The sequence below is a fragment of the Kribbella catacumbae DSM 19601 genome (assembly GCF_000372465.1).
Classification (GTDB): Bacteria; Actinomycetota; Actinomycetes; order Propionibacteriales; family Kribbellaceae; genus Kribbella; species Kribbella catacumbae.
This window is the reverse complement of the sequence record NZ_AQUZ01000019.1, coordinates 94486-120566: the sequence shown is the minus strand read 5'-3', so window position 1 is coordinate 120566 and position 26081 is coordinate 94486. Positions and strand designations below refer to the sequence as shown.

The window sequence follows — 26081 nt, the reverse complement described above, 5'->3', positions numbered from 1 at the left end:
CACGTCCCCTTGCCCCCATCTCGGCTCGTACGAGCAAGCGCGTTCTTCCAACACGCAGCCTCTGCGACCCGACTTACTTCATATCGCAGGTTGCGCCGTTCTGTTACCGCACAAAGGGGTGTCGCGGGCTCGCAGATCACTCAGCCGATGAAGCGATTCGTGTCGGTTAGCGTCACATGCGGCCGATGTCAAGAGCCAACATCGCAGGGTTGAATCGGTAGTGGGCCAATTCGGGGGTCAAGACCCATCCACGAACCGCGTCGGGCCTGCGCCGAGGTCAGGCCACTGATCAACTACAAGACGCCATGCAAGGCGGCCGCATGTGAGCCAGGCCCACTGACCGCTTTGCTGGCCGCTTTGACCAACAGACACTGCTTGATGATGCGAGCTAGCGGCAACTGGGAATCGACGTTTGTGCAGGTCAAGGACATGTTCGGACAACGTTGGCAGGCGTTGAGATGTCTGGGGTGGTGAAGCGGTGGTTAGGGGTTCGAGTCCCCTCGTCGGCTCTCTGAACTGCACTTATGCCCATAGAGGCATGTCCCCGAGGGGCGCAACTCACGACTTACTCACGACTTTGAGCTCTCGCCTCGACACCCTTTCGTCAGCGGTCGGGACCTGGCGGCGCCTGTCGATCCTGTTCATGGATGGACCGCATCGCGTCGTCGAGGTGCTTCGCGGCCTCCGGATTGCGGGTCTTACGGCCGATGTAGTCATCCATCGTTGTCGACAGGCGCGAGTGTCCGAGCTGATCCGCGATCTGACGCGGCGACTGGCCGGCATCCTCGAGGATGGTCGCCGTGGTCTTGCGGAACTTGTGCGAGGTGACCCACGAGAGCTCGTCCGCCACAGTGCGCATGCCAGCGAGTTCGGTCATCTCCAGCAACGCCGACCGGGCGGCACGCGGTATCCGATACGCGTCTGCGAGGGCAATCGCATCCTCGATCTCCACGCGGACTCGTCCTGTCTCAACCAGGCTCACGCGCGTCTTTGGCCACCCCAGCTTGGCCACGGCCTGCGTCTGGGTCAGATTCGCCGCCCTTCTGTGCTGCCGTAGCAACGCGCCGAGCTCCCGGCGTCGCTGACTGCCAATGGGTCGGCGGGCATCGCGAAGCGCCTTGCTCACGTTGTGGGGGTCCCGGAAGCCTCCCTTCGAATCGGGGAAGAGTGGCGCGTCAAGCGATGTCCCCGGTTTCCAGCGATCGTTGAGCATCTCGAGTGCCCATTCCGGAAGCTTCAGGATCCGTTCGCCGGCAGCTGACTTCACCCGCCGCCGGATGAGCCCTTGCCCCTTGATCCTCTGGATCTGATGGCTGCAATCGACTTCACCGGTCTGCCGGTCGAGATCTCGCCACGAAACGGCAAGGCACTCACCGATGCGCTCGCCGGTCGCGATCATGAACTTGCTGAAGTCGATCAGATCGGCCTTGACCGCTCGCTCGTCCTGCCGCAGCAGCTCGAACCAGTCGTCTCGTTCGGTCTGCTCCAACGCGCGGGTCGGTTTGCGCCTTGTCGAATTCGCCAAGGATGCGATCTCTCGAACTGGATTCAACTTCAATGCGCCGTACCTGACCGCGAGAGCGAATGAACCGGCCAGGATGCTCTTGCAGGTCTTGGCCGACGCCGCTCCGACCTCATCCTTGATCGCTACGATCACTCGATTCACCCGAGGAGTCGTGGCTTCTTCAAGGGCCAGCTCGCCAATCCGCGGCAAGATGTTCTTGGCCGTTTGGTACCGATAGGTCTCCAGCGTGACCGGCGAGTTGATCTCCGCCTCCACCAAGGCCTGCTGATCCTTCATGAAGAGCTGGCAGAAGTCGACAACCTCTGGGACGTCAACCAGGTCTCGGAATACCTGAAGGTGCCAGTGGCAACCTTGTACGGCTGCCTGGCATTGCCTGGAGACGGGCCACTCAACCGGCCGAGCAATGGGCATGCGATCACCGAAGGGAATACGGCCCTCGGGCGATTCGACGATCTGGACCTTCCCGAGAGATATGCGCGAAGGGGCACGGGTTCCGGCCCAAGGGGCCGCCGGGATTGATGCGTCCCGCAACTGACTCGATACTCGGTGTGTTCGATCGGGAACCTGACGCTGGGGGAGTCGTTGATGCCTGACCAGGCCGCTACGCGTGATCTGCCGTCGTTGTCGCTGCCGAAGGCCGGCGGTGCGATCCGGGGGATGGGCGAGAAGGCGACAGCCAATCCGGTCACGGGTACGGCGAACATCGCGGTCCCAGTGACGATGTCTCCGGGACGTGGTGGTGTCGACCCGCAGGTGGGACTGAGCTACGACTCAGGTGCGGGCAGCAGTCCGTTCGGTCTCGGGTGGAGTCTCGACGTGCCGTCGGTATCACGCCGGACCGACCGCGGTGTACCGAAGTACGACGAATCCGACGTCTTCCAGCTGACCGGCGCAGAGGACCTGGTCCCGTCCTTGCAACTGAACGGTACGAAGTGGGAGCCCGTACGGCGGACCGACGGCGACTTCGTCGTCGAGCAGTACCGTCCGCGGAGTGAGGGCGCGTTCGAGCGGATCGAGCGTTGGCGGCACGCAGAGACCGGCGACACGCACTGGCGGGTCACCGGAGGCGACAACATCGAGCGCATCTTCGGCCGCGACCCGGCCGCGCGGATCGTGGATCCGGCCGATCCGCGGCGGGTGTTCCGCTGGCTGCTCGAACGGTCGGCCGATGATCGCGGCAACATCGTGCTCTACGAGTACAAGCAAGAGAACGCCGACGGCGTCGACCCTTCCGCGGAACGCAACCGGCTGCAGCACGGTACGGCGTTCGCGCATCGGTATCTGAAGCGGATCCGCTACGGCAACGAGCGCCCCGGCATCGCCGCCGCCTTCCTCTTCGAGCTCGTGCTGGACTACGGCGAACACGAACAGACGCCGGATGAAACGTCGCCTTGGCGAGTCCGGCTCGACCCGTACTCGACGTACCGCTCCGGGTTCGAGCAGCGGGTGTACCGGTTGTGCCAACGGCTGCTGATGTTCCATCGGATCAGTGAGTTGGGCGACCAGCCGGTGCTCGTCCGATCGACCGACCTCGAGTACGGCGAGGACGCCGCGCTCACCTTGCTGACGTCGGTGACACATCAGGGCTATGTCCGCGACGGTCAGGCGTACCGATCCAAGGCGATGCCGCCGACCAGGTTCGGGTACGCAGAGCGCAAGGTTTCGGCGCAGCCGGTGCCGTTCGAGGGAGAGCCGCCTCCGAAGGGCCAACGCTGGACGGATCTCGACGGCGAAGGAATCGTGGGCATCCTCGCGGAGGAGGGTGGCGCGTGGTTCTACCGCGCCAATCTCGGCGGCGGCACGATCGCACCGCCACGACTTGTCGACCCGTTGCCGTCGGCAGCGGAACTGCGCGCCGACCGGCAGCTCATCGATCTCACCGGAGACGGTGTCGCGGACCTTGTCGACTTCGGCACGGCGGCCCCCGGGTACTACGGCCGCAGCGAGAGCGGATGGTCTCCGTTCGTGCCCTTCGAATCGCTCCCGACCGTCCCCGTCGGTGATCCCAACCTGCGGATGGTCGACCTGACCGGCGACGGTCTGTCCGATCTGCTCCGCTCCGCGGACGACGGCCTCACCTGGTACGAGGCGGCAGGCGTCAAGGGATTCGGCCACGCTCGCGAGGCCCACGCTGCCGGAGACGAGGAGCACGGTCCACGCCTGGTGTTCGCGGACCCCGAACAAGCCGTCTATCTCGCGGACATGTCCGGCGATAGCCTCACCGATCTGGTCCGGATCCGCAATGGTGAGGTCGCCTACTGGCCGAACCTCGGCCACGGGCGCTTCGGCGCCAAGGTGACCATGGCCTCGGCCCCGGTCTTCGACACGCCGGACCGCTTCGACCAGCGCCGGGTGCGTTTCGGTGATGTCGACGGCAGCGGCCCGACCGATCTGCTGTACGTCGGTCCTGACGAGGTCCGCGTGTGGTTCAACCAGGCTGGCAACTCATGGAGCCCGGCCGAGACCGTCACCGCTTCCTGCCCCAACGGCGAGGTCCAAGTGGCAGATGCCTTGGGCAAGGGCACATCGTGCCTGGTGATCTCCGAAGACCGTCCCGATGGTGAGCACCAGGTGCTTTTCGTGGACCTGATGGCTGGCGGCAAGCCGCACCTGTTGACCGAGCTCGACAACAGCCGCGGCCTGATCACCCGACTCGAGTACGCGTCGTCGACGTCGTACTACTTGCAGGACAAGGCGGCCGGCATTCCCTGGGTCACCCGACTGCCATTCCCGGTACTCGTCGTCAGTACGTCGACCACGACCGACACCGTCGCCGAGACGACGACCGTGACGACGTACCGCTATCGGCATGGCTACTACGACGGCACCGACCGCGAGTTCCGCGGCTTCGGGTACGTCGAACAACGCGACGCGCTCAGCCTGGAACCTCCGAGCTCTTCCAGCCACCGGCGGTCATCAAGCAGTGGCAGCACACGGGTTGGTACGCCGGCCGCGATGTGGTCGCGAAGCAGTTCGCCGACGAGTACCGGCAGGCCGGACCGCTCCTCCCGGACACGGTCTTGCCCACCGGGCTGTCCGCAGAAGAGGAGCGTGAGGCGTGCCGCGCGCTCCGGGGCGCGGTGCTGCGCGAGGAGATCAGCGCCGAGGACGGCAGCTCGCTGGAGGAGGATCCGTACCAGACCACCGAGACCGGCTATCGACTCCGGAGGCTGCAACCGGCCGTTGACGGACGCGACGCAGTGATCGAACGCCTGCCGGACCAGACCCTCTCGATTCACACCGAGCGGAACTCCGCCGACCCGCGGATCGTCCACGAGCTCACGCTGAGAGTCGATGCCTGGGGCAACGTCGTGCGATCGGCATCGGTCGCCTACGGCCGGCAGACCCCGGGCGACGCCGAGCAGACGCGAACTCACATCACCTGTACTGATCGCGTCCTCGAGAACCAGGTTGCCGCAACCGGTCCCCGTCGGATCGGCCTCCTGATCGCGGAGACGTCGTACGAGATCGGCGGCGTCACAAGCCCACTCCTCGCCGATCCCGCCGCACTGGACGCAGCGATCGACAACTGCCTCGAGATCCCCTTCCATCAGGACATCACCGGCGCAACGCCCGAACGTCGGGTGCTCGCCGCCAGCCTCCAGACGTACCTCTCCGACGACCTCACCACCGAACTCCCACGCCACCAAGTAGGCACCCGAGCCATCCCAGCCCGCAGCTACCAACAGACGTTCGCCGACAACCAGATCACCGCCCTGTACGACGACCGCATCGGCGCAAACGCCCTACGGGCCGCCGGCTATGTCGAGGTCGACAACGAGCCCGGCTGGTGGTCACCCTCAGGCACTCAGATCCTCGACCCGAACCACTTCTACCTACCGACTGCCGCAGTCGATCCCTTCGGCGCCATCAGCCGGATCGAGTACGACGAGCGCTACCTGGTCCCGGTCCGGGTCGAGGACCCTGTGGGCAACGTCGCCACCGCCGAGCTCGATTACCGCGTCCTGCAGTCTTCCGCGGTCACCGATGCCAACGGCAACAGGTCGGTGGTGCAGTTCGACGAGGTCGGCCTGGTCATTGCGACGGTTGTTCAGGGCAAGAACGGCGAGGGCGACACTGCGGAGGCACCGACCAGCTGGCTCGAGTACGACCTCACGGCGGTGCCGGTGGTCTTCCGAACCTACGCCCGCGAGGAGCACCGCGGCACCCGCATCCAGGAGTCGCGCACGTACGGCGACGGCACCGGACGGATCATCCTGACCAAGGTCCAGGCCGAACCGGGTGATGACGACGCGCCGCGCTGGGTCGGCACGGGGCGCACGATCCACGACAACAAAGGTCAGCCGGTCAAGCGTTACGAACCGTACTTCGCACCGACGGCCGATTTCGACACCGAGTCCGAGCTGATTCATTCCGGTGTCACGCCGGTCCTCCGCTACGATCCGCTCGGCCGGAACGTCCGCACGGATCAGCCGGACGGTACCTACGGCAAGATCGTCATCGGCGCCTGGGATCAGCAAGACTGGGATGCCGGAGACACGGTGACCGACAGCCGCTGGTACATCGAGCACACTGGCAGTCGAGAGGCGGAACTGTCTGCGGCCTACGCCCGGACCTTCACGACAACCCGGCTGGATGCGCTCGGTCGCAGCTATCTCACCCTGGCCGACAACAAGACCGACATTCTCCGCACGTCGCTCGAACTCGATGTGCAGGGCAACGAGCGCTCGACCACCGATGCCCGTGGCAACGAGGTGCTGACGCAGCGGTTCGACATGCTCGGACGGGCGTCTACCTCTCGTATGCCGGACAGCACGACAGGGCAGCCGATGCCGCCGTGAATGCGATCGCGGCCTGCCGGGAGGTGGGCGACCGATCGCGCGAAGCTTGGGCGGCTGGCAACCTCGCTGCGATCCGCGACCGCGCCGGACGACCTGCTGCAGCGGTAGAGGCACAGAAACAGGCCCAGGCGATCTACACAGATCTTGCCGCCACCGACCCGAACTTCCGCGGGGTCCTCGCACAGACCGAGGTCTTCCTCGGCATGTATCTGACCCGTGCCGTCCAGTACGACGAGGCGATCACCGTCACGCGGCACGCGATCGGCCTGTATCAGGCGATCGGCGACCGGCCTCTCACTGCTTGGGCGAACACGAACCTGGCGAACTACCGTGCAGCGGCCGACCGCTACCACGATGCCGTCGCCGCACAGGCCGAGGCCCGCAGGGTCTACCGCGAGCTGGCCGTAACTACACGGCAGGTGTATCCAGGCTGAGTTTCAGGTCGGGCCGGGCGTGCCGCGGCCGGTGGCACTCCGGGATCTCCTGGCGCGGCGGACGACGACGATCGCGACGAGTAGCAGTAGGGCGAATACTGCGGCAACCGTCTCAGTCCCGAGCCGGCCGAGCCCGTCGGCGATCCAGTGTTGTATCTGTCCGCCCGTGTCGATGACCCTGCCGACCGCCGGCTATCACCGCAAGGACGGGATGATCGCGATGCAAAGCCTGCTGGACCAAGGGGACCTCGGCCCGACGCGGTCTTCTGTCCCACGGATCTGCTGGCCCGCGCCCAGAGCAAACCGACCTCGTCGTCGAGGACACCGTCTCGGACTTCTCCCTGACCGTCCGCGAGAGCACGATGGGACGCCGGCAGGGTAGGTGTTTCAGCGAAGCATGCTGTTGTCGTGGAGCGCCGACAGGCGGGCCTTCACACTCAGCAGGGACTCGATGATGAAGTCCTCCCGTGCCTTGTCGAGGCGGCTGATCGGGACCGCGACGCTGAGCGCGTCGACCGATGCGCGCGAGAAGGGCAAGGCGACGCCGAAGCAGCGCACGCCCAGGCACGATTCCTCGCTCTCTTCCGCGTAGCCGACCTGTTTGGCCTTCTCGATGATCGCGAGCAGAGTGCCCCGGTCCGTGGTGGCGTGCGAGGTGAGGGGCTCGATCTTTTCCGGAATCAGCGTGTCACGGACGGCTTCCGGCTGCTCTGCGAGCATCGCCCGGCCGAGGGACGTTGCGTAGGCGGGCAGGCGGCGGCCGACGGCCGAGTGCATCCGCAGCGGGTGCTTGGACTCGCGCTTGGCGGTGTAGATGACGTCCGGGCCTTCCAGGCGCCCCAGGTGCACGGTCTCCTCGGTGGCCGCCGCGATCTCGTCCATGACGGCGGACGCTTGGGCGAGGACCGGGTCACCGTCGAGGTAGGCCGAACTGACCGTCAGGGTGTGGATCCCGAGCCGGTAGACGCTGCCGGTCTGGTCGGTGTCCAGCCAGCCGCGGATGCACATGGTGCGCAGGAGTGCGTGCAGGCTGCTCTTCGGAATGCCCAGCCGGTTGGCCAGCTGCAGCTGCGTGCCGGGTCCACGAGCGGCGATGTCATCGAGGACATCGAGGACCCGCGCGGCGGACTTAACCTGTCCGGTGGTGGAGCTGCCGTTCCCCATGTTCTCCGTACCCACCGAAGACCTCCCGATCAATTGTTGCGCGCTGTGCTCGCGTCAGCACGACTCTACACCACAGTCCACATATATGGACTAACTTCGCGCTCTTGACCTGTGATCGGAGCCACGGGTACGTTCTAGCGAATTCACGTAGCAGAACGTGGTTCAGATAGCGAGGAGATCGCGTTGATCGAAGTCAGGTACTCCGCATCCCAGTCCAACGTTGAAACGGCGACGACCGCGGACCTGCGGGAGAACTTCCTCGTGCAGAACCTGTTCCGCACGGGCGAGGTGCACGGCGTGTACACGCACGACGACCGGCTGGTCGTCGGCGGCGCGGTTCCCGGTGCCGGTCAGCTCGGGCTGCCGGCCTGGGACGTGCTCGGCACCGCGTCCCACCTCGAGCGCCGCGAGCTGGGCATCGTCAACGTCGGGCAGTCCGGGCACGTGCTCGTCGACGACGAGAAGTTCGAACTGGAGCATCTGGACGGACTGTTCGTCGGCCGCGGTAGCGAGGTCGTCTTCGCCGGCGCCGACGCCGCGTTCTACTTCGTCTCCGCTCCGGCGCACGCCACCTACCCCACCACCGCGCTCAGCCACCCGGCGATCGAGCCGGTCGCGCTGGGCTCGGCGCAAGGCGCCAACGAGCGCAGCCTCTATCGGTACGCGTGGGGTCAGGAGTTGCAGACGTCGGTGCTCCAGTTCGGCGTGACCGTCATCGCCGACGGCTCCGTGTGGAACACCTTCCCGCCGCACCTGCACGACCGGCGTACCGAGGTCTACCTGTACGTCGATCTGGACGAGAACGACCGGATCTTCCACTTCCTGGGCCGGCCCGGCGCGACCCGGCACCTCGTGATGCGGAACCGCGAGGCCGTCATCTCGCCACCGTGGTCGATCCACTCGGGCGCCAGTACCGGCTCGTATGCCTTCGTCTGGGCGATGGGCGGCGAGAACAACACCTACACCGATGTGAGCCCGGTAGCGCTGGAGGACCTGTGACCACGCAGACAGCCGCCGACGTCCGCTCGCCTTTCGATCTGCACGGCCGTTGCGCCGTGGTGACCGGCGCCGGTCGCGGTCTGGGCCAGGCCGTCGCTCTCGGACTGGCCCAGGCAGGGGCCGACCTGGTCCTCCTGGGCCGGCCCGGAAGCCAGTCGGCCACCCGGGACCAGGTGGCCGACCTCGGCCGGGACGTGGAGGTCGTCGACCTCGACGTCAGTGACCACGACGCGGTCGAGCGGGTCGGAGCCGAGGTGGCCGCCAACCGCCAGGTCGACATCCTCGTCAACAACGCCGGCATCATCGACCGGGCCGACTCGCTGGCTGTGAGCCGCGAGTCCTGGCATCGCGTGGTCGACACCAATCTGACCGGCCTGTTCTTCCTCTGCCAGCAGTTCGGGCGGCCGATGGCGGAGCGCGGGCACGGCAAGATCGTCAGCATCGCGAGCCTGTTGTCCTTCCAGGGCGGGATCCGGGTCGCGTCGTACGCCGCCAGCAAGCACGGCGTCGCCGGGATCACCAAGGCGCTGGCGAACGAATGGGGCCCGCTCGGCGTACAGGTCAACGCCATCGCGCCCGGCTACATCGCCACCGACAACACCACGGCGCTGCGGGAGGACCCGGACCGGTCCCGTTCCATCCTCGAGCGCATCCCGGCCGGCCGCTGGGGCGTGGCCCGCGACATCGCCGGATCGGTCGTCTTCCTGAGTTCCGCCGCCGCCGACTACGTCAACGGTCACGTCCTCGTCGTCGACGGGGGCTGGATGGCCCGCTGAGGCCGGCCCTCCACCAGTCAGTGCCATCCCGCCGGAGCCCCGGCACCGAAGAAATCGAGGAACGTCCATGAAGTTCACCTCTCGTCCCGCCGCAGCCCTGATCTGCCTGTCGCTGGCGGCCGTCACGGTCACCGGCTGCAGCGAGGAGGCCAGCTCCGGCAACACCGCTGCGGACGCGGGCAAGTGCGAACCATCCGAGGTCAAGCTGGTGGGCCAGGTCCGCAACGAGTCCAACCCCTACGAGGCCGCCTGGCTGGCCGGTGGCGACACCTTCGCCAAGTCGGTTGGGCTCAGCCAGGAGCGGCTGACGTATGGCGGCGACTCCACCAAGCAGCAGGAGCAGATCAGCCAGGTGCTGGCCGGCAACACCAAGTGCCTGGTCCTGAACGTACTTCCCAACGGCGACTCGGACACCACGCCGATCGTCAAGGGCGCCGACAAGGCCGGGGCCTACCTGGTCACCCAGTGGAACAAGCCGGCCGACCTCAAGCCGGCCGACTACGACAAGTGGCTCAGCCACATCACCTACAACGGCGTCGAGTCGGGCCAGCAGATCGGTGACGCGCTCGCCACCGCGATCGGCGGCTCGGGCGGCATCATCGCGCTGCAGGGCGTCCTCGACACGGCGGCCGCCAAGGACCGGTACGCCGGTCTCGAGGCGTCGCTCAAGAAGAACACCGGGATGAAGTTGCTCGACCAGCAGGCCGCCAACTTCTCCCGGGCCGAGGCGCTCGCGGTGACCAAGACGCTGCTGACCAAGCACGGCGACAAGATCAAGGGCATCTGGGCCGCCAACGACGACATGGCGCTTGGCGCACTGGAAGCGCTCCAGCAGGCCGGCCGGGCCGGCAAGGTGGCAGTGGTCGGTATCGACGCCGTTCCGGACGCTCTCACCGCGATCAAGAACGGCTCCATGACCGCCACCGTCTCCAGCGACGGCCCGTGGCAGGGTGGGATCGGCCTGGCGATCGGTTACTGCGTCGCCACCGGTGAGCTGAAGGTGGCCGACATCGCCGCCGAGAACCGCGCGTTCTTCGCCGAGCAGTTCCTGATCAGCAAGGACAACGTCGGCGACTTCCTGCAGCCGAAGACGGACCCGGCCGACTTCAAGTGCGCCAACGTCTTCAACCGCGTGGCTGGTTCCCTGTCGTGACCCTGACAACGCGGGTCGCGCCGGCGTCTCGCCCTCAGCCCCGGCGAGCGATGTCGTGGCGGGACGCCGGCCCGCCGGCCGCCCTGGTCGTCATCTTCGTGGTGTTCGCGGCGCTGAGCTCGCAGTTCCGCAGTATCGACAACGTCCAGAACATCATGGACGCCGCGGCGGTGCTCGCCGTCGTCACCTGCGGCATCACGTTCGTGCTGATGATGGGGTCGATCGACCTCTCGGCGGCCGGCGTGATGGGGGCCTCGGCCCTGACCGTTTCGCTCCTGGTCGCGAACAACCGCAACGACAACGATCTGGGCATCCTCGCGATCGGTGTCGCGGTACTGGTGGGCGCCGGGTTCGGCTGTGTGAGCGGGCTGGCCCTGGTGTTCTTGAAGGTGCCGTCGTTCATGGCCACGCTGGGGGTGTCGGCCGTCGGGCTCGGTGTCGCGACGCTGATGTTCGCCGGCGTACAGCCGAACATCTCCGACGCCATGCTCAAGAGCTGGGCGATCGAGCGGTTCCTCGGCTTCTCCCATCTCACCTGGATCGCCGCCGCCTGCCTGGTGGTGGGGTGGCTCATCCAGCGGTACACCCGGCTCGGTCGCTACGCCTTCGCGATCGGCGGCGCCGAGGAGGTCCTCACGCTGTCGGGAGTCAGGGTCCAGCCGTACAAGATCGCGGTCTTCACCCTGGCCGGCGCGTTCTACGGGCTGGGTGGCGTGATGGTGACCAGCCAGCTCGGCGCCGGCCTCGTCCAGGCCGGTGACGGGTACGACTTCTCGGCCATCACCGCAGCTGTCGTCGGCGGCACGCTGCTCACCGGGGGACGGGGTGGCGTCCTGCACTCCGCCGTCGGAGTCCTGCTCGTCGTAGTGCTCACGAACGGTCTCGTGCAGGTAGGGGTCAGCCCCTACTGGCAGGGCGGTGTCCAGGGCCTCATCGTCGTGGCCGCCGTGGCCGCGGCAGTCATCCCTCAGCGTCGAAGGAACCAGGTGGTCAAATGAGCGTTCACGTCGACCAGGAGCCCACGACATCGGTTCCGGTTCCGGTACCGGCGCTGGAGGTTCGCGGCCTCGTCAAACACTATCCGGGCGTGAAGGCCCTCGACGGCGTAGACCTGGTGGTACGCCAGCACGAGGTCCTCGGTTTGGCCGGCGAGAACGGCGCGGGCAAGTCCACGCTGCTCAAGGCGTTGGTCGGCCTGGTCCGCCCCGACGCCGGTGAGATCTACGTCCGTGGCGAGCCGGTGAAACTGCGCAGCGTCGTCGAGGCCGCCAACCATGGCATCGGGATGGTCTTCCAAGAGCAGTCCCTGGTGCCCAACCTGACCGCTGCCGAGAACATCGTCCTCGGCAGCGAAGGGATCGCAGTACGCCGGGGCCTCTACCGCTGGAACGCGATGCGTCGCCTGGCTCAGGAGCAACTGGACAAGATCGGCTCGAGCATCGACCCGCTGGCCCGGACCGACACGCTCAGCTTCGCCGACCGGCAGATGGTCGAGATCGCGAAGGTGCTGCGGATCGAGGAGCGGAGCCAGCACCCGCCGGTCATCATTCTCGACGAGCCCACCTCGGTACTGGAGTCGAAGGAGATCGAGACGCTCTTCGAGCAGATTCGCCGGCTGCGCGAGTTCGCCTCGGTCGTGTTCGTCTCGCATCGCCTCGACGAAGTACTGGACGTGTGCGACCGCGTCACCGTACTGCGCGGCGGCCAGTCGGTCGGCGAGGTCGCGACGGCCGGTGCCGTTCCGGGCGAGCTGCACCGGATGATGATCGGGTCCAGCGGGTCCGACGACCATTACCACGGGAACGCCGCAGCGCCTGTTCTGGCCGAGCAGCCCCGGCTGTCCGTCCGCGGACTGTCGGGCAAGTCGTTCCGCGACGTCGATCTCGATGTCGCGGCGGGCGAGATCGTGGCGATCGTCGGTGTCCACGGCTCCGGTCGCGAGGATGTCTGCCGCGCTCTCTTCGGCGCCGAGCCGACGACGGCCGGCGAGATCCTGATGGACGGCAAGAAGCTCGAACTGCCCGGTACCCGGGCCGCCTGTGCGGCCGGCATCGGCTACGTCCCCGCCGAACGCAAGACCGAGGGCATGGTGGGCCCGATGTCGGTGGCCGAGAACATGACCTTGACCAAGCAGAAGGCCCGCTGCTCAGGACCTCTCGTGGCGCCCAAGAAGCAAGCCACCCTGGTGGACAGCTGGATCAGCCGGCTCTCCATCCGTACGCCGGGCCGCGACACCGCCATCCAGCGGCTGTCCGGCGGCAACCAGCAGAAGGTGGTTCTGGCCCGGTGGCTGGTCGGCGGCGACATCAAGCTGCTCCTGCTCGACCATCCGACGCGCGGCCTCGACATCGGGGCAAGGTCGGAGGTGTACCGGCTGATGCGTGAGCTCGCCGGGAGTGGAGTGGCCACCGTGCTGCTGGCCGACAGTTTGGAGGAGGCCATCGGGATGGCCGACCGGATTCTGGTGATGAACGACGGACGGGTCGCGGCCGAGGTCGCTTGCCCGAACGGCGGCAAACCGAGCCCCCTGGACCTCGTGAAAGAGATGGTATGAGCACCCCTGTCACCACGAAGCCGGCCGCCGCGCCCGCCACCGTGAAGGGTGGTCCCGGCCCGGCGCAGCGGCTCACGTCGTACATGCCGCTCATCGCCCTGGCGGTGTTGCTGGCCGCCTTGACCATCGCCGACCCGGAGTTCCTGACCCAGCGAAGCCTGACTGCGGCGTCCCGGACGGCCGCGCCCCTGATCGTGCTCGCCGCGGGGGCGACGCTTGTCGTCCTTTGCGGCGGTATCGACCTGTCCATCGCGGCGCTCGCCTCGGTGTCGACCGTCTTCCTCGCTCTGTGGCTGCCGGAACTCGGCGCTCTCGCCACGCCCGCGGTCATTCTCGTCGCAGCGGCGATCGGCGCGCTGCAGGGCGTGGCTCACGTGCTGCTCCGGATACCGTCCTTCATCGTCACGCTGGGCGGAATGAGCATCTTCTCCGCGGTCGCCCTCGTCGTCTCCGATGCCGGCACCGTGCGGGTCGTGGACGACTCGACGATCGCTTGGCTGGACCTGTACGTCGGGGGCTACGTGCCGATGTCGCTCACCGTGGCGGTCATCGTCGTCGTGCTGATCTCCGTAGTCCTCAAGGTGACCCCGCTGCACAGCTGGATCTCCGCCACCGGCTACTCCGAATCGGCCGCCCGGCTGGCCGGCACGCCCGTCGACCTGGTCAAGATCGGTGCGTTCTGCGTCTCCGGTGCCTGCGCCGGGCTCGCCGCGGTGATGCTGGTCTCGCGCCAGTTCAGCGGCAGCCCGACCATGGCCGACAACCTGCTGCTTCCGGCCGTCGCGGCGATCGTCGTCGGCGGTACCGCGATCACCGGCGGGCACGGCAGCGTCTGGCGAAGCCTCGCCGGCGCGCTGGTCGTGACGCTGCTCCGGGTGGGCCTGCCGATCGTCGGCGTCCCGTCCGCCTACGAACAGATCCTGTACGGCGCGATCATCGTCGCCGCCGTCGCGCTCACTCTCGACCGGTCGAAGGTCCTGATCATCAAATAGCCGCGCCGCATCCGATGCCATCACGCACGTTCTCCAGCTCACACCCTACGGAAGGCCACCATGCCCCACGAGAACTCCGCCCTGCTGCCCGCTGTCCGCTCGTTCCTGTCCTCGCCCAAGCAGTTGCTCATCGACGGTGAATGGGTGGACGCCAAGGATGGCAGGACTTTCGCCACCGTCAACCCCGCCACCGAGGAAGTACTCGTCCAGGTCGCGCACGCGTCAGCAGTCGATGTCGACCGCGCCGTCGTGGCCGCGCGTACTGCGTTCGAGTCGCCCTCGCCGTGGTCGAAGATGACCCCGCGCGACCGCTCCCATCTGCTCTGGCGGATCGGTGACCTGATCGAGGCCCACGCCGACGAGCTGGCGCAACTGGAGGCGCTCGACAACGGCAAGCGCGTCGAGGCGGCCCGCGACGGTGACGTCGCGACCGCCGCCGAGCTGTTCCGGTACTTCGCGGGCTGGGCGACCAAGATGGAGGGCACGACCATCCCGATGTCCGTGCCCGGCCGTCAGTTCCACGCCTACACCCGGCGCGAGGCGATCGGTGTGGTCGCGGGCATCGTGCCGTGGAACTTTCCCTTGCTGATGGCCTGTTTCAAGATCGTCCCGGCCATCACGGCGGGCAACACGGTCATCCTCAAGCCTGCCGAGCAGACCCCGTTGACCGCGCTCCGCCTTGGCGAGCTGCTGCTCGAGGCTGGCCTACCGGCGGGCGTCGTCAACGTCGTACCGGGCTTCGGTGACACCGGTGCCGCGCTCGTCGATCACCACGGGGTCGACAAGGTCGCCTTCACCGGCAGCACCGAGGTCGGCAAGAAGATCGCTGCCGTTGCCTCGGGCAACCTCAAGAAGGTCTCGCTGGAGCTCGGCGGCAAGGCCCCCAACATCATCTTCAACGACGCCGACCTCGACGCCGCGGTCGCCGGTGCGGTGCTCGGCGGCTACTTCAACGAAGGGCAGTGCTGCGTCAACGGCTCGCGGCTCTACGTGCAGCGCGATGTCTTCGACCAGGTCGTGGAGGGTGTGGCCGCGGCCGCGCGCGCGATCAAGGTCGGCGACGGCTTCGACCCGGCCTCGCACATGGGCCCGCTCGTCTCCCAGGAGCAGCACGAGAAGGTGCTGGGCTACATCCGCGGGGCAGTGCAGGAGGGTGCTGTTCTCACCGCGGGCAGCGCCGACGCCGTCGGTGACCGCGGCTACTTCGTCGCGCCAACACTAATCACCTCCGTCACCGAGCAGATGGCCGTGCAGACCGACGAGATCTTCGGTCCGGTCGTGACCGCGGTCCCCTTCGACACCGAGGACGAGGTCGTCGCGGCCGCCAACAACACGGTCTACGGCCTGGCCGCAGGCGTCTGGTCCAAGGATCTCGGTACTGCGCACCGCGTCGGCGGCCGCCTGCGTGCCGGCACGGTGTGGCTCAACACGTGGCACGCCGACGACGTCACCCTGCCGCGCGGTGGCTTCAAGCAGTCCGGCTGGGGCCGTGAACTCGGCTCGTTCGGCCTGGACGACTACACCGAACTCAAGACCGTCATCGCCGAACTCCGCTAACCGCCACCTCACTATTTTCGCCGCCGTCCAGCCGAACCGAAGGTGCCGCCATGAAAGTGACCAGCAAATCAGCCCCCGTGCCGCTCAGCGCACGGTTCCCGCGATGGTTCGTCCGCTTCCTCGCCGTGTTCGTGGCGCTGGCGGTCGGTCTCGGTGGGGCCACCTCAGCAGACGCCGTTCCGGCCAAGGCTGCCGCGCTCCCGGGCGCGGCCGCCCTGGCCGCCGCTGCTGATGGCCAGCTCAACGTGTTGTTGTTCTACAAGCCCAACTTCCACGCCTCGCACGTGCAGGCGCGGCAGGCCATCCGTGACCTGGCCACCGAACTGGGGACGCAGTACAACCAGCCGGTGAACATCCAGGAGACCGAAGACCCGTCGGCCTTCACCACCGAGAACCTCGCCACCAAGGACGCCGTGCTCTTCGCGCAGACGGGCGGTGTGCTCTTCAACGCGGCACAGCGCACCGCGCTCGAGGCGTACATCCGCGGCGGCGGCGGTTACCTCGGCCTGCACTACACCGGCTGGTCGGTCGGTGAGAGCGAGCACGACGTCAACCCGTTCTACGCCCGCCTCGTCGGTGCGGTTTCCGAGGGCCACCCGGAGAACCCCGCCGTCCGGCCGGGCCGGGTGGTCGTCAAGGACACCGGCCATCCGCTCGCGCAGGGCCTGCCGGCCAGCTTCACCCGCAGCGACGAGTGGTACGACTGGGTCGTCAACCCGGCGCCTCACGTCCGCACCCTGCTCGAGGTCGACGAGACGTCGTACGGGATGGGTCGCCAGGGCACCTCACACCCGATCACCTGGTGCCAGGAGATCGACGCCGGGCGGTCCTGGTACACCGGCATGGGTCACGAGGGCACGGCGTACGCCGAAGCTCCGATCCGCGCCCAGATGAAGAACGGCATCGCGTACGCCGCCGGGCTGCTGGCCGCGGACTGCTCGCCGCCGGTGAAGGACAAGGCAGGCGCCTGGAGCGGCGTCACGCCGTGGCCGCTGATGCCGATCAACATGGCGCTGACCTCGGACGGCAAGGTGCAGTCCTTCGGCAGCGTCGGCGGTTGGGGCAACGACACCACGCCGTTCGACTGGACCGGCAACAGCTCGATCACGCAGGGCGGCCAGATGGAGGTCGACGTCTGGGACCCGGCACAGCCGCGAACTCTGGCGAACCTCCGCAACGGCATCCTGCCGAACACCACCTATACAGATCTGTTCTGCTCCATGCAGGTACAGAGCCCTCACAATCACTCCACGATGACGGTCGGCGGTGACGACAATCTGGGAGGCAACGCTCCCAACGACGGTGCCATCGGTGTCACCAGCTACTCGACCAACAACGGGCTGCAGAACGAAGCGCCGATGAATTTCCCCCGGTGGTACCCGACCGGCACCACGATGCCCAACGGTGACATCGTCGTCCAGGGTGGCAGTCTGCGCGGCGGACCGGGCGGACCCGGTGTGCTCACCCCGGAGATCTACACCCCGGACAAGGGCTCGGGCTGGAAGACGCTCGACGGCGCCAAGAGTTCAGCGGCGTACGGCGACGGCGGAGCCGATCACCCGGGTGCGGACGAGAACCGCTGGTGGTACCCGCGGGCGTTCGTCGCGCCGGGCAGCGGCAACCTGTTCAACATCAGCGGCACGCAGATGTTCGAGCTCGACCCGCAGGGCAACAACGGTGAGGGACAGCTGACCCTGCGGGGCACGCTGCCGGCCGGTATCGCCAACCAGGGCACGAACGGCAACCCGGTGGGCGCGACGTCCACGGCCACGATGTACCGCCCCGGCAAGATCCTCCAGGTCGGAGGCGGTTGGTGGGGTAACGGCGGCGGCCCCGACGGCGCCCGGGCCGGCTTCACGGTCGACATCACCGGTGGCACGGCCGGCCCGGTCATCGCGGCCACCGAGCCGATGAAGCACCAGCGCCACTGGGCGACCTCGACAGTTCTCCCCGACGGCGACGTCCTGGTGACCGGCGGCGGCCGGGAGAACAACGGCAACGGTGGCTACACCACGACCGCCGAGATCTGGGACCCCGAAACAGGTAAGTGGACCGAGGTCGCCGTGCCGCACGAGCACGCCCGGCTCTACCACTCCACAGCCTTGCTGCTACCCGATGGTCGCGTGATGATCGGCGGCGGCGGTGCTCCTGGTCCGCGGAACTACACGGACGTGGAGTACTACTCCCCGTCGTACCTGTTCGACGGCAGCCAGCCCGCAGTACGGCCGGTGATCAGCAACGCGCCGAAGAAGATCGGCTACAACGGCGACTTCCAGATCACCGCGTCCGGTCCCGTCTCGCGCGTCACGCTGGTCCGCAACGGCTCGGTGACGCACGGCTTCAACAACGACCAGAACTTCCAGGACCTGAAGTTCAGCCAGTCCGGTGGAACGGTGAACATCACCTCGCCGGTCGACGGCACGTTCGCACCTCCCGGTGCCTACATGCTGTTCGTCTTCGACGCCGACGGCACCCCGTCGGTCGCGAAGATCGTGGACATCGACCCGAAGGTCACAATGGACCAGCGGACCCCGCAGGTCGTCGACCAGTTCGAGTACCCGCGGCTGCCCACCGACTGGCGGGGCGGTAACCCGGCCCCGGTCGTCGATGTTGCCCCGGGCAACGCTCGGATGACCCCGTGGACTGTCAAGAGCCAGGTCCAGCTGGTCCGCGGTACCGCTGCCGGCCAGGGTGGCCTCGGCCTCACCGGCTACCACCTCGGCCTCGGCAACTTGGGAAGTATCGAGCGCACGCTCAAGGGGCTCGACCCGGGGCGGGAGTACCGGATCTCCCTGCGGTACGCCCGCGACAGCAGATCGGCTGCTGGGACTGGCACGGCAACGGCCGCACTGTCGGTCGCTGACCTGAACGCCACGCTCACCGCCACGACTGACCTCCCGTCAACAGGGGCCTTCGGCACCTATGTCGGTACCTTCACGGCGGCGGCCCGTTCGCAGACGCTCAGCCTGCGGGCCCCGGGAACCGGCGCCGGCCTGATGATCGACAACCTCGTGATCATCGGCACGGACCCGGGCGCGTCCGACGTCCCCATCCACTACGAGTTCGAGGAAGGGCAGGGTACGACGGCCGCCAACACCGGCGATGCCGCCGGCATCGGGTCCGCGACCCTGACCGGTACCACCAGTTGGTCCGACAGCGGTGTCTTCGGCAAGGCGATCAACCTGCCTGGTGGCAGCAACGCCAACGCGGTGGACCTGCCGGACAACCTGCTCCAGGGTGCGGCGGACTTCACCACCGCCTTCTGGGTGCGCCCCGAGACGAAGAACGACTGGATCGGTCTGTTCCACCTCGGTGACGGGCTCGGCGACGCCGGGAGCTTCTTCCAGATCCAGATGCAGACCCAGGCGGCGGGCAACACTGGGCTCGCGGCCACCTTCAAGGCGAAGGGCAATGCTCTGCAAGAGCGGGTCTACGCCAGTCCGGTCAAGGATGTGGCGGTCAACCAGTGGAACCACGTGGCCTTCACGCGTCAGGGCCAGGTCGGCACGCTCTACCTCAACGGCGTGGCGATCGCGTCGCGGAACGACCTGACCATCGACATGACCGACATCGGTCCGACCGCCAACAACTGGCTGGGTCGCAACGGGTTCCCGGACCCGGCGTACGACGGCCTGATGGACGACGTCCGTCTCTACACGTCCACGCTGAACGCGGCAGACGTGGCTGCGATGTACGCCGCTGGTTCGGCGCTGCGCACGACCACGACGGTCAAGGTCGAGCCGGTCTCGCCGTCGCCGTTCGCCCAGCCGGTGACGGTCTCGGCGGTCGTCGCCGACGAGGCCGCGGCGAAGGCCAAGGGTACTGCCCAACTGTGGGTCGACGGTTCCAGCGTCGGCTCGACGGCGGACGTGGTCGAGGGAGCCGTGTCGTTCCCTGCGCTCACGCTGTCCCCGGGAGCGCACGAGATCGAGGTCCGCTTCCTCGCGGCCGAGGGCTGGCGCGACTCGTCGGCCAAGGTGAGCCACACGGTCCAGCGTCCACCGCCGGGCGTGGGAGTCCCGATCCACTACACCTTCAACGAGGGTCAGGGCACCACTGCGGCCAACACAGGCAACGATCCGTCGGTCGGCGCGGCAACCCTCCAGGGCGCGACGTCCTGGGTTGCCGGCGGCCGATTCGGCAGCGCGGTGTCGCTGCCGGGCGGTGCCGCGAGCACGGGTAACCAGGTCCGGCTCCCGGACAACATCGAGGCCGGTATGGACGAGGAGTTCACCGTGTCGTTGTGGGCGCGTCCGGACGCGCTGCCGAACTGGGTGCCGCTGGTCCAGATCGGCAGTAGTACGGACACGTTCTTCCTGCTCCAGTCCTCCACGCAGGCTGCCGGGGCCACCGGGTTCGCCGCCACGTTCAAGGCACCCGGCAATGCGACACAGGAACGACTCACTCTCGGTGCAGGCAATGACCTGCCTCTCAACGCGTGGACGCACGTGGTGTTCACGATGAGTGGCTCGACCGGCAAGATCTACTTCGATGGCAAGCTGCAGGCCACCCGCACCGACTTCACCATCGGCATCGGTGACATCGGCGTGGGTGGCAACACCGCAGCGAACTCCATCGGTGGGACGAGCTGGGGAGACCCGAGGTTCGACGGCTTGGTCGACGACTTCCGGATGTACGGCTACGAGCTCACCTCCGAGCAGGTAGCCGAGCTGCACGCGGGTCCGCCGGTGAACGCCGCCCCCGTGGGGGCAGCCGACGCCTACGGCACCGTGGAGGACAAGCCCCTCACGGTCAACGCGCCCGGTGTGCTCGCCAACGACACGGACGCCAACGGTGATGCTCTGACCGCGGGCGGCGTTACCCAGCCGGCCAACGGCACCGTCGTACTGGCGGCCAACGGGTCCTTCACCTACACCCCGAAGGCCGGGTTCTCGGGGACGGACACCTTCAGCTACACGGCCTCCGACGGGATCGCCGCCTCGGCGAACACGACGGTGACCATCACTGTAGAGCCGGGTGAGGAGCCACCGGTCAACATCGCCCCGGTCGCCGGCGAAGACGCTTACGACGCCATTGAGGAACAGCCCCTCGTACTACCGGCGCCCGGCGTCCTGGCGAACGACACCGACGGCGACGGCGATGTCCTCACGGCCACCGGGGTGACCCAGCCCAGCAACGGCACGGTGGCGCTGGCTGCCAACGGGTCGTTCACCTACACGCCCGACGCCGGATTCGTCGGCAAGGACGTGTTCACCTACCGGGCCAACGACGGGAAGGACGTCTCCGCCGCCACGAAGGTGATCATCACGGTGAAGGACGAGGGTGGCGGTCTGGCGACCACAGCGGTGGCCGGTGTCGCACTACCCACCACGTACGGCGCTACCGGCACCGTGTCGGTCGCGGTCTCCCCGGCGGAGGCTACTGGAAAGGTCGAACTGTTGCGCGGGGCAACCGTCCTGGCAACGGCCACGATCGCCAATGGGAAGGGGACGCTGGTGCTTCCCGCCAAGGCACTCTTGCCCGGTTCGCATGACCTGACCCTGCGGTACGGCGGGGACGCCGGCCACCTGCCCTCCTCTTCGACAGTGGAAGTGGTTGTGGCGAAGGTGGTGCCGACCATGGAGGTCACCGCGAAGAAGCTGCCCGGCAACCGGGCGCTGATCACGGTCCAGCTGTCGGCCGCCGGCGGCGTACCGGTGACCGGCGAGGTCAGGGTGAGGATCGATGGTGGCGCGACGCTCGTCGACACCGTCAGCGAGGGCCGGGCGGAATTCGAGTGGCCCAGGATTCCCAAGGGCGGTCAGTTGACAGTCGCGGCGGCCTACCTCGGAAGTGACCTGGTCGAGGCGGTGAACGTGGAGCGCACCGTCAAGGTCGGCAGGTAGCGCGACAACACGGGCCCGGGGGATGCCCCGGGCCCGTGTTGACTACTCGTGCGCTGCTGATCAGCCCTGGTCCAGCGCGGCCACCACCCCGGCGCGGCTCTCGTCCTCGCTGGCGAGCACGCCACCGTTGGCCACGATGTCCGGCGTGATCTCGCTGAAGACCATCCGGACGTCCTGGCGGCGGGCACCGAGGATCTCGACCGCACTGTCGGCCACGGCCTGGGCGAAGGCCCGGCGCTGTTCCAGGGTCCGGCCGGCGAGCAGTTCGACGGTGATGTTGGGCATGGCGGCCCTTTCTACTGAAGTCATCCACATGGGCGATCAAGGTTCACTGATGTGAACGCTACGGTAGCGCGTCGTTGCGAGCCGTCGCAATGGATGACGGGGGAGGAGTTCGCATCCTTGACAAGGATTCAGCCCGCTGATTCACTCCGGTATTCACCAACTCGTACTACGTTCACATGGGCGAACTTCCTGCCCGCCCCGAGCACCCGAGGATGCAGACATGTGGCGCGATGATGTGGACTACACCCAGGTCGGTCGGCCCGCTCGCGATCCAGCTCGGACATGGTCGCGGCGCGTCGTACAGGTCGGCGCTGTCGCACTGGTCGCTTGGGCCGGCGTTGCCACCCCGTCGAGCGCTCACGTCATCGTCACGCCCTCAACGACGGCCGCGGGCGCGCACGCCGTCCTCGAGTTCAGCGTCGGGCACGGCTGCAAGAACTCACCGACCACCAAGCTCACCATCCAGCTGCCGCCCGGGATCAACTCGGTGACTCCGACCCGGACGGCGCTGTGGAAGGTGGAGAAGAAACTGGAGAAGCTCGACCCGCCCGTGGTCGATGCCCACGGCAACAAGATTGTCGAGCGGGTCGGCTCGGTGACGTTCAGCACCGGCACCCCGCTCCCGGACGGCCAGCGCGAGGTCTTCGAGCTTGCGGTCCAGCTGCCCGACGCCGAAGGCAAGAACCTCGTGTTCCCAACCATCCAGACCTGCCAGGTAGGCGAGTCGGCCTGGATCGAGGTCCCGCAGAACGGCCAGAACATCAAGGAACTCGCGTTGCCCGCGCCCGCCCTCGTCATCTCCATGCCAGCCGACAGCGGCCACCACGGCGCCACCTCCACCACCGGTGACTCACAGTCCGGCAAGGCAACTGCGGCAGCGCCGGAGGCGAACGATGACAAGCCCCTGACGTACGCCGCCCTGGCCGCCGGCGTCCTCGGCTCCGTTCTCGGCGGCACAGTACTCCTTCGGCAACGCCGCCGAACATGACCAGCCCGGACCTCCCGGGCTTTCCGGACCTTGCGGGCCGCCTCGCGCGTCCGGCTGGCGGCGACGGCCGGGGCCATCCAGGCCCGCGAGCGCGACGCCGCGCGGCAGCCGCGCTTCTGGTCCTGGCGTTAGCTGTGGCAATGCTGTTCGGGCTTGCTCAGCCGGCGAGTGCGCACGCCAACCTCGTCAGCACCGACCCGGGTGAAGGTGCGGTTCTGCAGGTCGCACCCAAGCAGATCCGCTTCACGTTCGACGAGGCCGTGCGCGGCGTACCGGACGGTGTTCAAGTCTTCGACTCCAGTGGTGGGCCGGTGGAAGCGAGCGCGACCGTCAGCGGCGTTGAACTCAAGGTGGCTCTGTCCAAACCGCCGCGCAACGGCACGACGGTGATCGTCTGGCGGGTCGTCTCCGAGGACGGCCATCCCATCGGCGGCTCGCTCACCTTCTCTGTCGGCGCGCCCACTGCCGGCGCCACCCCACCTCCGAGCGACTCGGCCGGCACTCCGGAAGTCCCCTGGGCACTGACCCTGGCCCGCTGGCTGAGCTACCTAGCCCTCTTCCTCGCGGCCGGACTCGTAGCGTTCGCCGCACTGTTCCTACCCGGAGACCAGCAAGTCAACGGCGCAAGACGTCGTCTCGCCGTCTCCGCGCGGGCAGCCGCTGCCGTCGCGGCCGTGGCATGGCTGGCAGGACTGCCGCTCACCGGGATCTACCTACTCGACGGCGGCCCGACCTTACTGACCCGCGGCAGCACTTGGTCCTCCTTGCCGCTGACCGAGTACGCCGTACCCGCGATCGTCGTCGCCGGGTTGTTGCTGGCCGTAGCCCTGCTTGGTCGCGGCCTGCCGCCGCCGGCCGGCGAGCGCGCCGATGGTCGACCACGCCTGCGACGCGGCGCAGCGGTAGTGGCAGCCGCGGCCGCGGTCATGGCCCCCGCGCTGACCGGGCACACCCGCGCGGCGAGCCCGGAGATCCTCGTTGTCGGTGTGGACATGCTCCACCTGCTTGCGGGCAGCATCTGGCTCGGAGGGCTCGCAGCCCTGGCGATGACCTTGCCCGACCTCTCGGGCCGTGGCGCCGTTGCGGCAGAGGTACTCACCCGCTTCTCCACCACAGCGGCCGGCGTGCTCGCCGCACTGGTCGCAGCCGGTTTCGTGCTGGCCTGGCGGATCCTCGGCTCCTGGGGCCCTCTGCTCGATACGACGTACGGACAGCTTCTCCTGGTCAAGATAGGCATCGTGCTGGTCGCCATCGCCATCGCGGCCTGGAATCGGTGGTCGCTTCTCCCACGACTCAAGCGAGCAACCAAGCAGCAAGACCGGCGGGCGCACTCCCGACCGGTGCTGCGTGCCACCGCGATCGAGGCTGCGGTCCTCGTGACCGTCCTGCTCGTCACCGGCTTCCTCGTCGACAAGAGCCCCGAGGGCGACCCCGCGCCGGCGAGCACGGTAGCCAAGACCGAGCCCGGCACCCGCAGTACGACGCTGGGCGAGATCCAGCTACAGGCCACCCTCGCACCCCTCACTCGGGGCCCCAACACCGTCACCATCAAGCTGACCACGGCGACCGGCGAACCCACCGAGGGCGTCGCGCCGCCCTTGGTACGCCTGTCCTCCGACCAGGTAGCCCTGGGCGAAGTCCCGCTGACACAGGTGTCACCCGGCCTCTACACAGCACGAGTCGTCCTGCCGGCCCCCGGAGCCTGGCGAATGCAGATCTCCCTACGAGTCAGCCAGTTCGCCAACCCCGTAAGCGAACTGGAGTTCGTCACCAAAGGCTGACCGCTACCGAGAACCGCGACGCGCTGACTCCCTCGACGACGTCAAGGCCGCGTTGGCCTGTCTGCGAGCTGCTGCCGAGGAGTTCACGTTCAACGTTCCTGCCGGTCAAGGGAGCCGGTCACACGTTCAGTGGCCACGACGACATCGCGAAACTGATCTCCGTCTCGGTGGCGTTCCTGGCTCAGATCTGAACTGGAAACCGATGGCCGCTCAGCCACGACATCACCGGATCTAGGCTCCAGGCAAAGGGATTTGGCCTCCGCGAAGGTAATGCGAGTAGGCGGAATCGCGGTTGGGGTGCTGGGTATAGCTCGTGGGGACGACGCGTCCTTCAAGAGGTCGGCGGCTGCTGGCAGGGTCCGCACGGAGCGGGGCAGAGCTGAGAGCACGTCGGTTCCTTGGGTGAGAACGATCTGGGTCCGGTGCCCGGCGGGCACCGGACCCAGTGTCTCTTGTGTCAGCTCGCAGGCTCCGACCGCGGCTGCGGCGGCCAGGCCTGCGGCGTGATCGAGCTGGATCAGTGTCGGGTCGAGAGCGAATCGGGCGCCTTGCTGGGAGTACAGCGTCAACGCCCGATCCTGGATCGGTTCGGTCATTTCGAAGCGAACCAAGGGCCGTTCATGATCGGGTTCGTCCTCGTCTCGAAGGGGTGCGGTGGGAAGGATTCCTGTACGCAGGTACGGGTCGGTTCTGGCGCTGCTCGTTGACGTAGATGTCCCCGGGCCGCGGCCGGCCGAGTGGGTACAGCTCGCCACGGCCTCTGTCAGTAGGGTCGCCGGCTGATTCTGAGCATCCAGGCCGCGCTCTCGCGGACTTCGCCGTTAAGTTTCGGGTCGCGTGCAAGGCGGACGAGTAGAGTCCTCGCGCGCGAAGTCCCGATTGAGAGCAGGCGGCCCGCAGCCTCTACCCTGTACCGCCCTTCGAGGCCGCTGTCGTGTGCCAAGTCCTCCAGCAGGTCCGAAGCCGCTCGGATCTTCTAGATTTACAAGGCGTCGCGCGGCCCCGAGCCGGCCGCTGCCGTCGATTCTGCCGTCACGTGCAAGCGCCTCCAGCAGTTCGAACCCCGTCGAATCCTTTGTCCGGATGTGTTGCAGCGGTTGTTCGAGGGCGCGATAGGGATAACCACGTCAGTGTCCTTGGCGACGCGTGCGCGCACCCCCTTGAAGTGGGTAACCAACAGTCGAAGGGATCAGGAGCCGGTCGACTGTTGGGTAGCCAAGTAGCG

Annotated in this window: 16 protein-coding genes; 13 read left to right on the top strand and 3 right to left on the bottom strand. The window is 67.5% G+C overall.

Annotated elements, in window-relative coordinates; genetic code table 11:
* Positions 1 to 604: 604 nt before the first annotated feature.
* Positions 605 to 1801 carry a helix-turn-helix domain-containing protein gene (locus tag A3ES_RS51420; RefSeq protein WP_020388779.1) on the bottom strand — a complete coding sequence of 399 codons (1197 nt, stop codon included), beginning with the start codon at positions 1799 to 1801 and terminating at the stop codon, positions 605 to 607.
* 309 nt (positions 1802 to 2110) lie between these two features.
* On the opposite strand from A3ES_RS51420, the gene A3ES_RS51415 reads away from it, so the two are divergent.
* The 3 genes from A3ES_RS51415 to A3ES_RS0120815 are packed head-to-tail and all read left to right on the top strand — an operon-like array spanning position 2111 to position 6761.
* The gene (locus tag A3ES_RS51415) at positions 2111 to 4729 is read left to right on the top strand and encodes a SpvB/TcaC N-terminal domain-containing protein (RefSeq protein ID WP_157630650.1); all 2619 of its coding nucleotides are present in this window, start codon (positions 2111 to 2113) and stop codon (positions 4727 to 4729) included.
* Positions 4621 to 6327, top strand: a complete 1707-nt coding sequence (locus A3ES_RS56140; RefSeq protein ID WP_237745009.1) for a toxin TcdB middle/C-terminal domain-containing protein — start codon at positions 4621 to 4623, stop codon at positions 6325 to 6327. The genes A3ES_RS51415 and A3ES_RS56140 overlap by 109 nt, the downstream gene beginning before the upstream one ends.
* Complete coding sequence (locus A3ES_RS0120815) at positions 6324 to 6761, top strand: tetratricopeptide repeat protein (RefSeq protein ID WP_020388778.1); 438 nt, start codon at positions 6324 to 6326, stop codon at positions 6759 to 6761. The genes A3ES_RS56140 and A3ES_RS0120815 overlap by 4 nt, the downstream gene beginning before the upstream one ends.
* Before the next feature lie 387 nt (positions 6762 to 7148).
* On the opposite strand, the gene A3ES_RS0120810 is transcribed toward A3ES_RS0120815, so the two are convergent.
* Positions 7149 to 7940, bottom strand: a complete 792-nt coding sequence (locus tag A3ES_RS0120810) for an IclR family transcriptional regulator (RefSeq protein WP_026163057.1) — start codon at positions 7938 to 7940, stop codon at positions 7149 to 7151.
* Positions 7941 to 8108: 168 nt separating this feature from the next.
* Here A3ES_RS0120810 and kduI point away from each other — a divergent pair, with 168 nt between their 5' ends.
* The 8 genes from kduI (at position 8109) to A3ES_RS0120770 (ending at position 21802) form a co-directional block, all read left to right on the top strand.
* A complete protein-coding gene (gene kduI / locus A3ES_RS0120805; RefSeq protein WP_020388776.1) occupies positions 8109 to 8924 on the top strand; it encodes a 5-dehydro-4-deoxy-D-glucuronate isomerase in 816 nt (271 codons plus the stop codon).
* Complete coding sequence (kduD, locus tag A3ES_RS0120800; protein WP_020388775.1) at positions 8921 to 9700, top strand: 2-dehydro-3-deoxy-D-gluconate 5-dehydrogenase KduD; 780 nt, start codon at positions 8921 to 8923, stop codon at positions 9698 to 9700. The genes kduI and kduD overlap by 4 nt, the downstream gene beginning before the upstream one ends.
* A 67-nt stretch (positions 9701 to 9767) precedes the next feature.
* The gene (locus A3ES_RS0120795) at positions 9768 to 10853 is read left to right on the top strand and encodes a sugar ABC transporter substrate-binding protein (RefSeq protein ID WP_020388774.1); all 1086 of its coding nucleotides are present in this window, start codon (positions 9768 to 9770) and stop codon (positions 10851 to 10853) included.
* Entirely contained in the window at positions 10850 to 11851 is a 1002-nt protein-coding gene (locus A3ES_RS0120790; RefSeq protein ID WP_040455122.1) for an ABC transporter permease, read from the top strand. Before A3ES_RS0120795 ends, A3ES_RS0120790 begins: the two co-directional genes overlap by 4 nt.
* A complete protein-coding gene (locus A3ES_RS0120785) occupies positions 11848 to 13407 on the top strand; it encodes a sugar ABC transporter ATP-binding protein (RefSeq protein WP_020388772.1) in 1560 nt (519 codons plus the stop codon). Before A3ES_RS0120790 ends, A3ES_RS0120785 begins: the two co-directional genes overlap by 4 nt.
* Complete coding sequence (locus A3ES_RS0120780) at positions 13404 to 14399, top strand: ABC transporter permease (protein ID WP_020388771.1); 996 nt, start codon at positions 13404 to 13406, stop codon at positions 14397 to 14399. Before A3ES_RS0120785 ends, A3ES_RS0120780 begins: the two co-directional genes overlap by 4 nt.
* Positions 14400 to 14459: 60 nt before the next feature.
* Positions 14460 to 15956: an aldehyde dehydrogenase family protein gene (locus A3ES_RS0120775; RefSeq protein WP_020388770.1), complete on the top strand. Its 1497-nt coding sequence runs from the start codon at positions 14460 to 14462 to the stop codon at positions 15954 to 15956.
* 50 nt (positions 15957 to 16006) lie between these two features.
* Positions 16007 to 21802 (top strand): LamG-like jellyroll fold domain-containing protein, encoded by a 5796-nt coding sequence (locus A3ES_RS0120770; RefSeq protein WP_020388769.1) that lies wholly within the window; start codon positions 16007 to 16009, stop codon positions 21800 to 21802.
* A 60-nt stretch (positions 21803 to 21862) separates the two neighbouring features.
* Here A3ES_RS0120770 and A3ES_RS0120765 read toward each other — a convergent pair whose 3' ends face one another.
* Positions 21863 to 22087, bottom strand: a complete 225-nt coding sequence (locus tag A3ES_RS0120765; RefSeq protein ID WP_020388768.1) for a tautomerase family protein — start codon at positions 22085 to 22087, stop codon at positions 21863 to 21865.
* Positions 22088 to 22307: 220 nt separating this feature from the next.
* Here A3ES_RS0120765 and A3ES_RS51410 point away from each other — a divergent pair, with 220 nt between their 5' ends.
* Complete coding sequence (locus A3ES_RS51410) at positions 22308 to 23075, top strand: YcnI family copper-binding membrane protein (RefSeq protein WP_020388767.1); 768 nt, start codon at positions 22308 to 22310, stop codon at positions 23073 to 23075.
* 140 nt (positions 23076 to 23215) lie between these two features.
* Positions 23216 to 24856, top strand: a complete 1641-nt coding sequence (locus A3ES_RS0120755; protein WP_020388766.1) for a copper resistance CopC/CopD family protein — start codon at positions 23216 to 23218, stop codon at positions 24854 to 24856.
* The last annotated feature ends 1225 nt before the right edge of the window (positions 24857 to 26081 follow it).

What these genes read in the sequence shown, in the direction of transcription:
- A3ES_RS51420 (WP_020388779.1), bottom strand. Translation starts at nt 1,801, where the DNA reads ATGAAGGATCAGCAGGCCTTGGTGGAGGCGGAGATCAACTCGCCGGTC.
- A3ES_RS51415 (WP_157630650.1), top strand. Translation starts at nt 2,111, where the DNA reads ATGCCTGACCAGGCCGCTACGCGTGATCTGCCGTCGTTGTCGCTGCCG.
- A3ES_RS0120795 (WP_020388774.1), top strand. Translation starts at nt 9,768, where the DNA reads ATGAAGTTCACCTCTCGTCCCGCCGCAGCCCTGATCTGCCTGTCGCTG.
- A3ES_RS0120785 (WP_020388772.1), top strand. Translation starts at nt 11,848, where the DNA reads ATGAGCGTTCACGTCGACCAGGAGCCCACGACATCGGTTCCGGTTCCG.
- A3ES_RS0120780 (WP_020388771.1), top strand. Translation starts at nt 13,404, where the DNA reads ATGAGCACCCCTGTCACCACGAAGCCGGCCGCCGCGCCCGCCACCGTG.
- A3ES_RS0120775 (WP_020388770.1), top strand. Translation starts at nt 14,460, where the DNA reads ATGCCCCACGAGAACTCCGCCCTGCTGCCCGCTGTCCGCTCGTTCCTG.
- A3ES_RS0120770 (WP_020388769.1), top strand. Translation starts at nt 16,007, where the DNA reads ATGAAAGTGACCAGCAAATCAGCCCCCGTGCCGCTCAGCGCACGGTTC.
- A3ES_RS0120765 (WP_020388768.1), bottom strand. Translation starts at nt 22,087, where the DNA reads ATGCCCAACATCACCGTCGAACTGCTCGCCGGCCGGACCCTGGAACAG.
- A3ES_RS51410 (WP_020388767.1), top strand. Translation starts at nt 22,308, where the DNA reads ATGTGGCGCGATGATGTGGACTACACCCAGGTCGGTCGGCCCGCTCGC.
- A3ES_RS0120755 (WP_020388766.1), top strand. Translation starts at nt 23,216, where the DNA reads ATGCTGTTCGGGCTTGCTCAGCCGGCGAGTGCGCACGCCAACCTCGTC.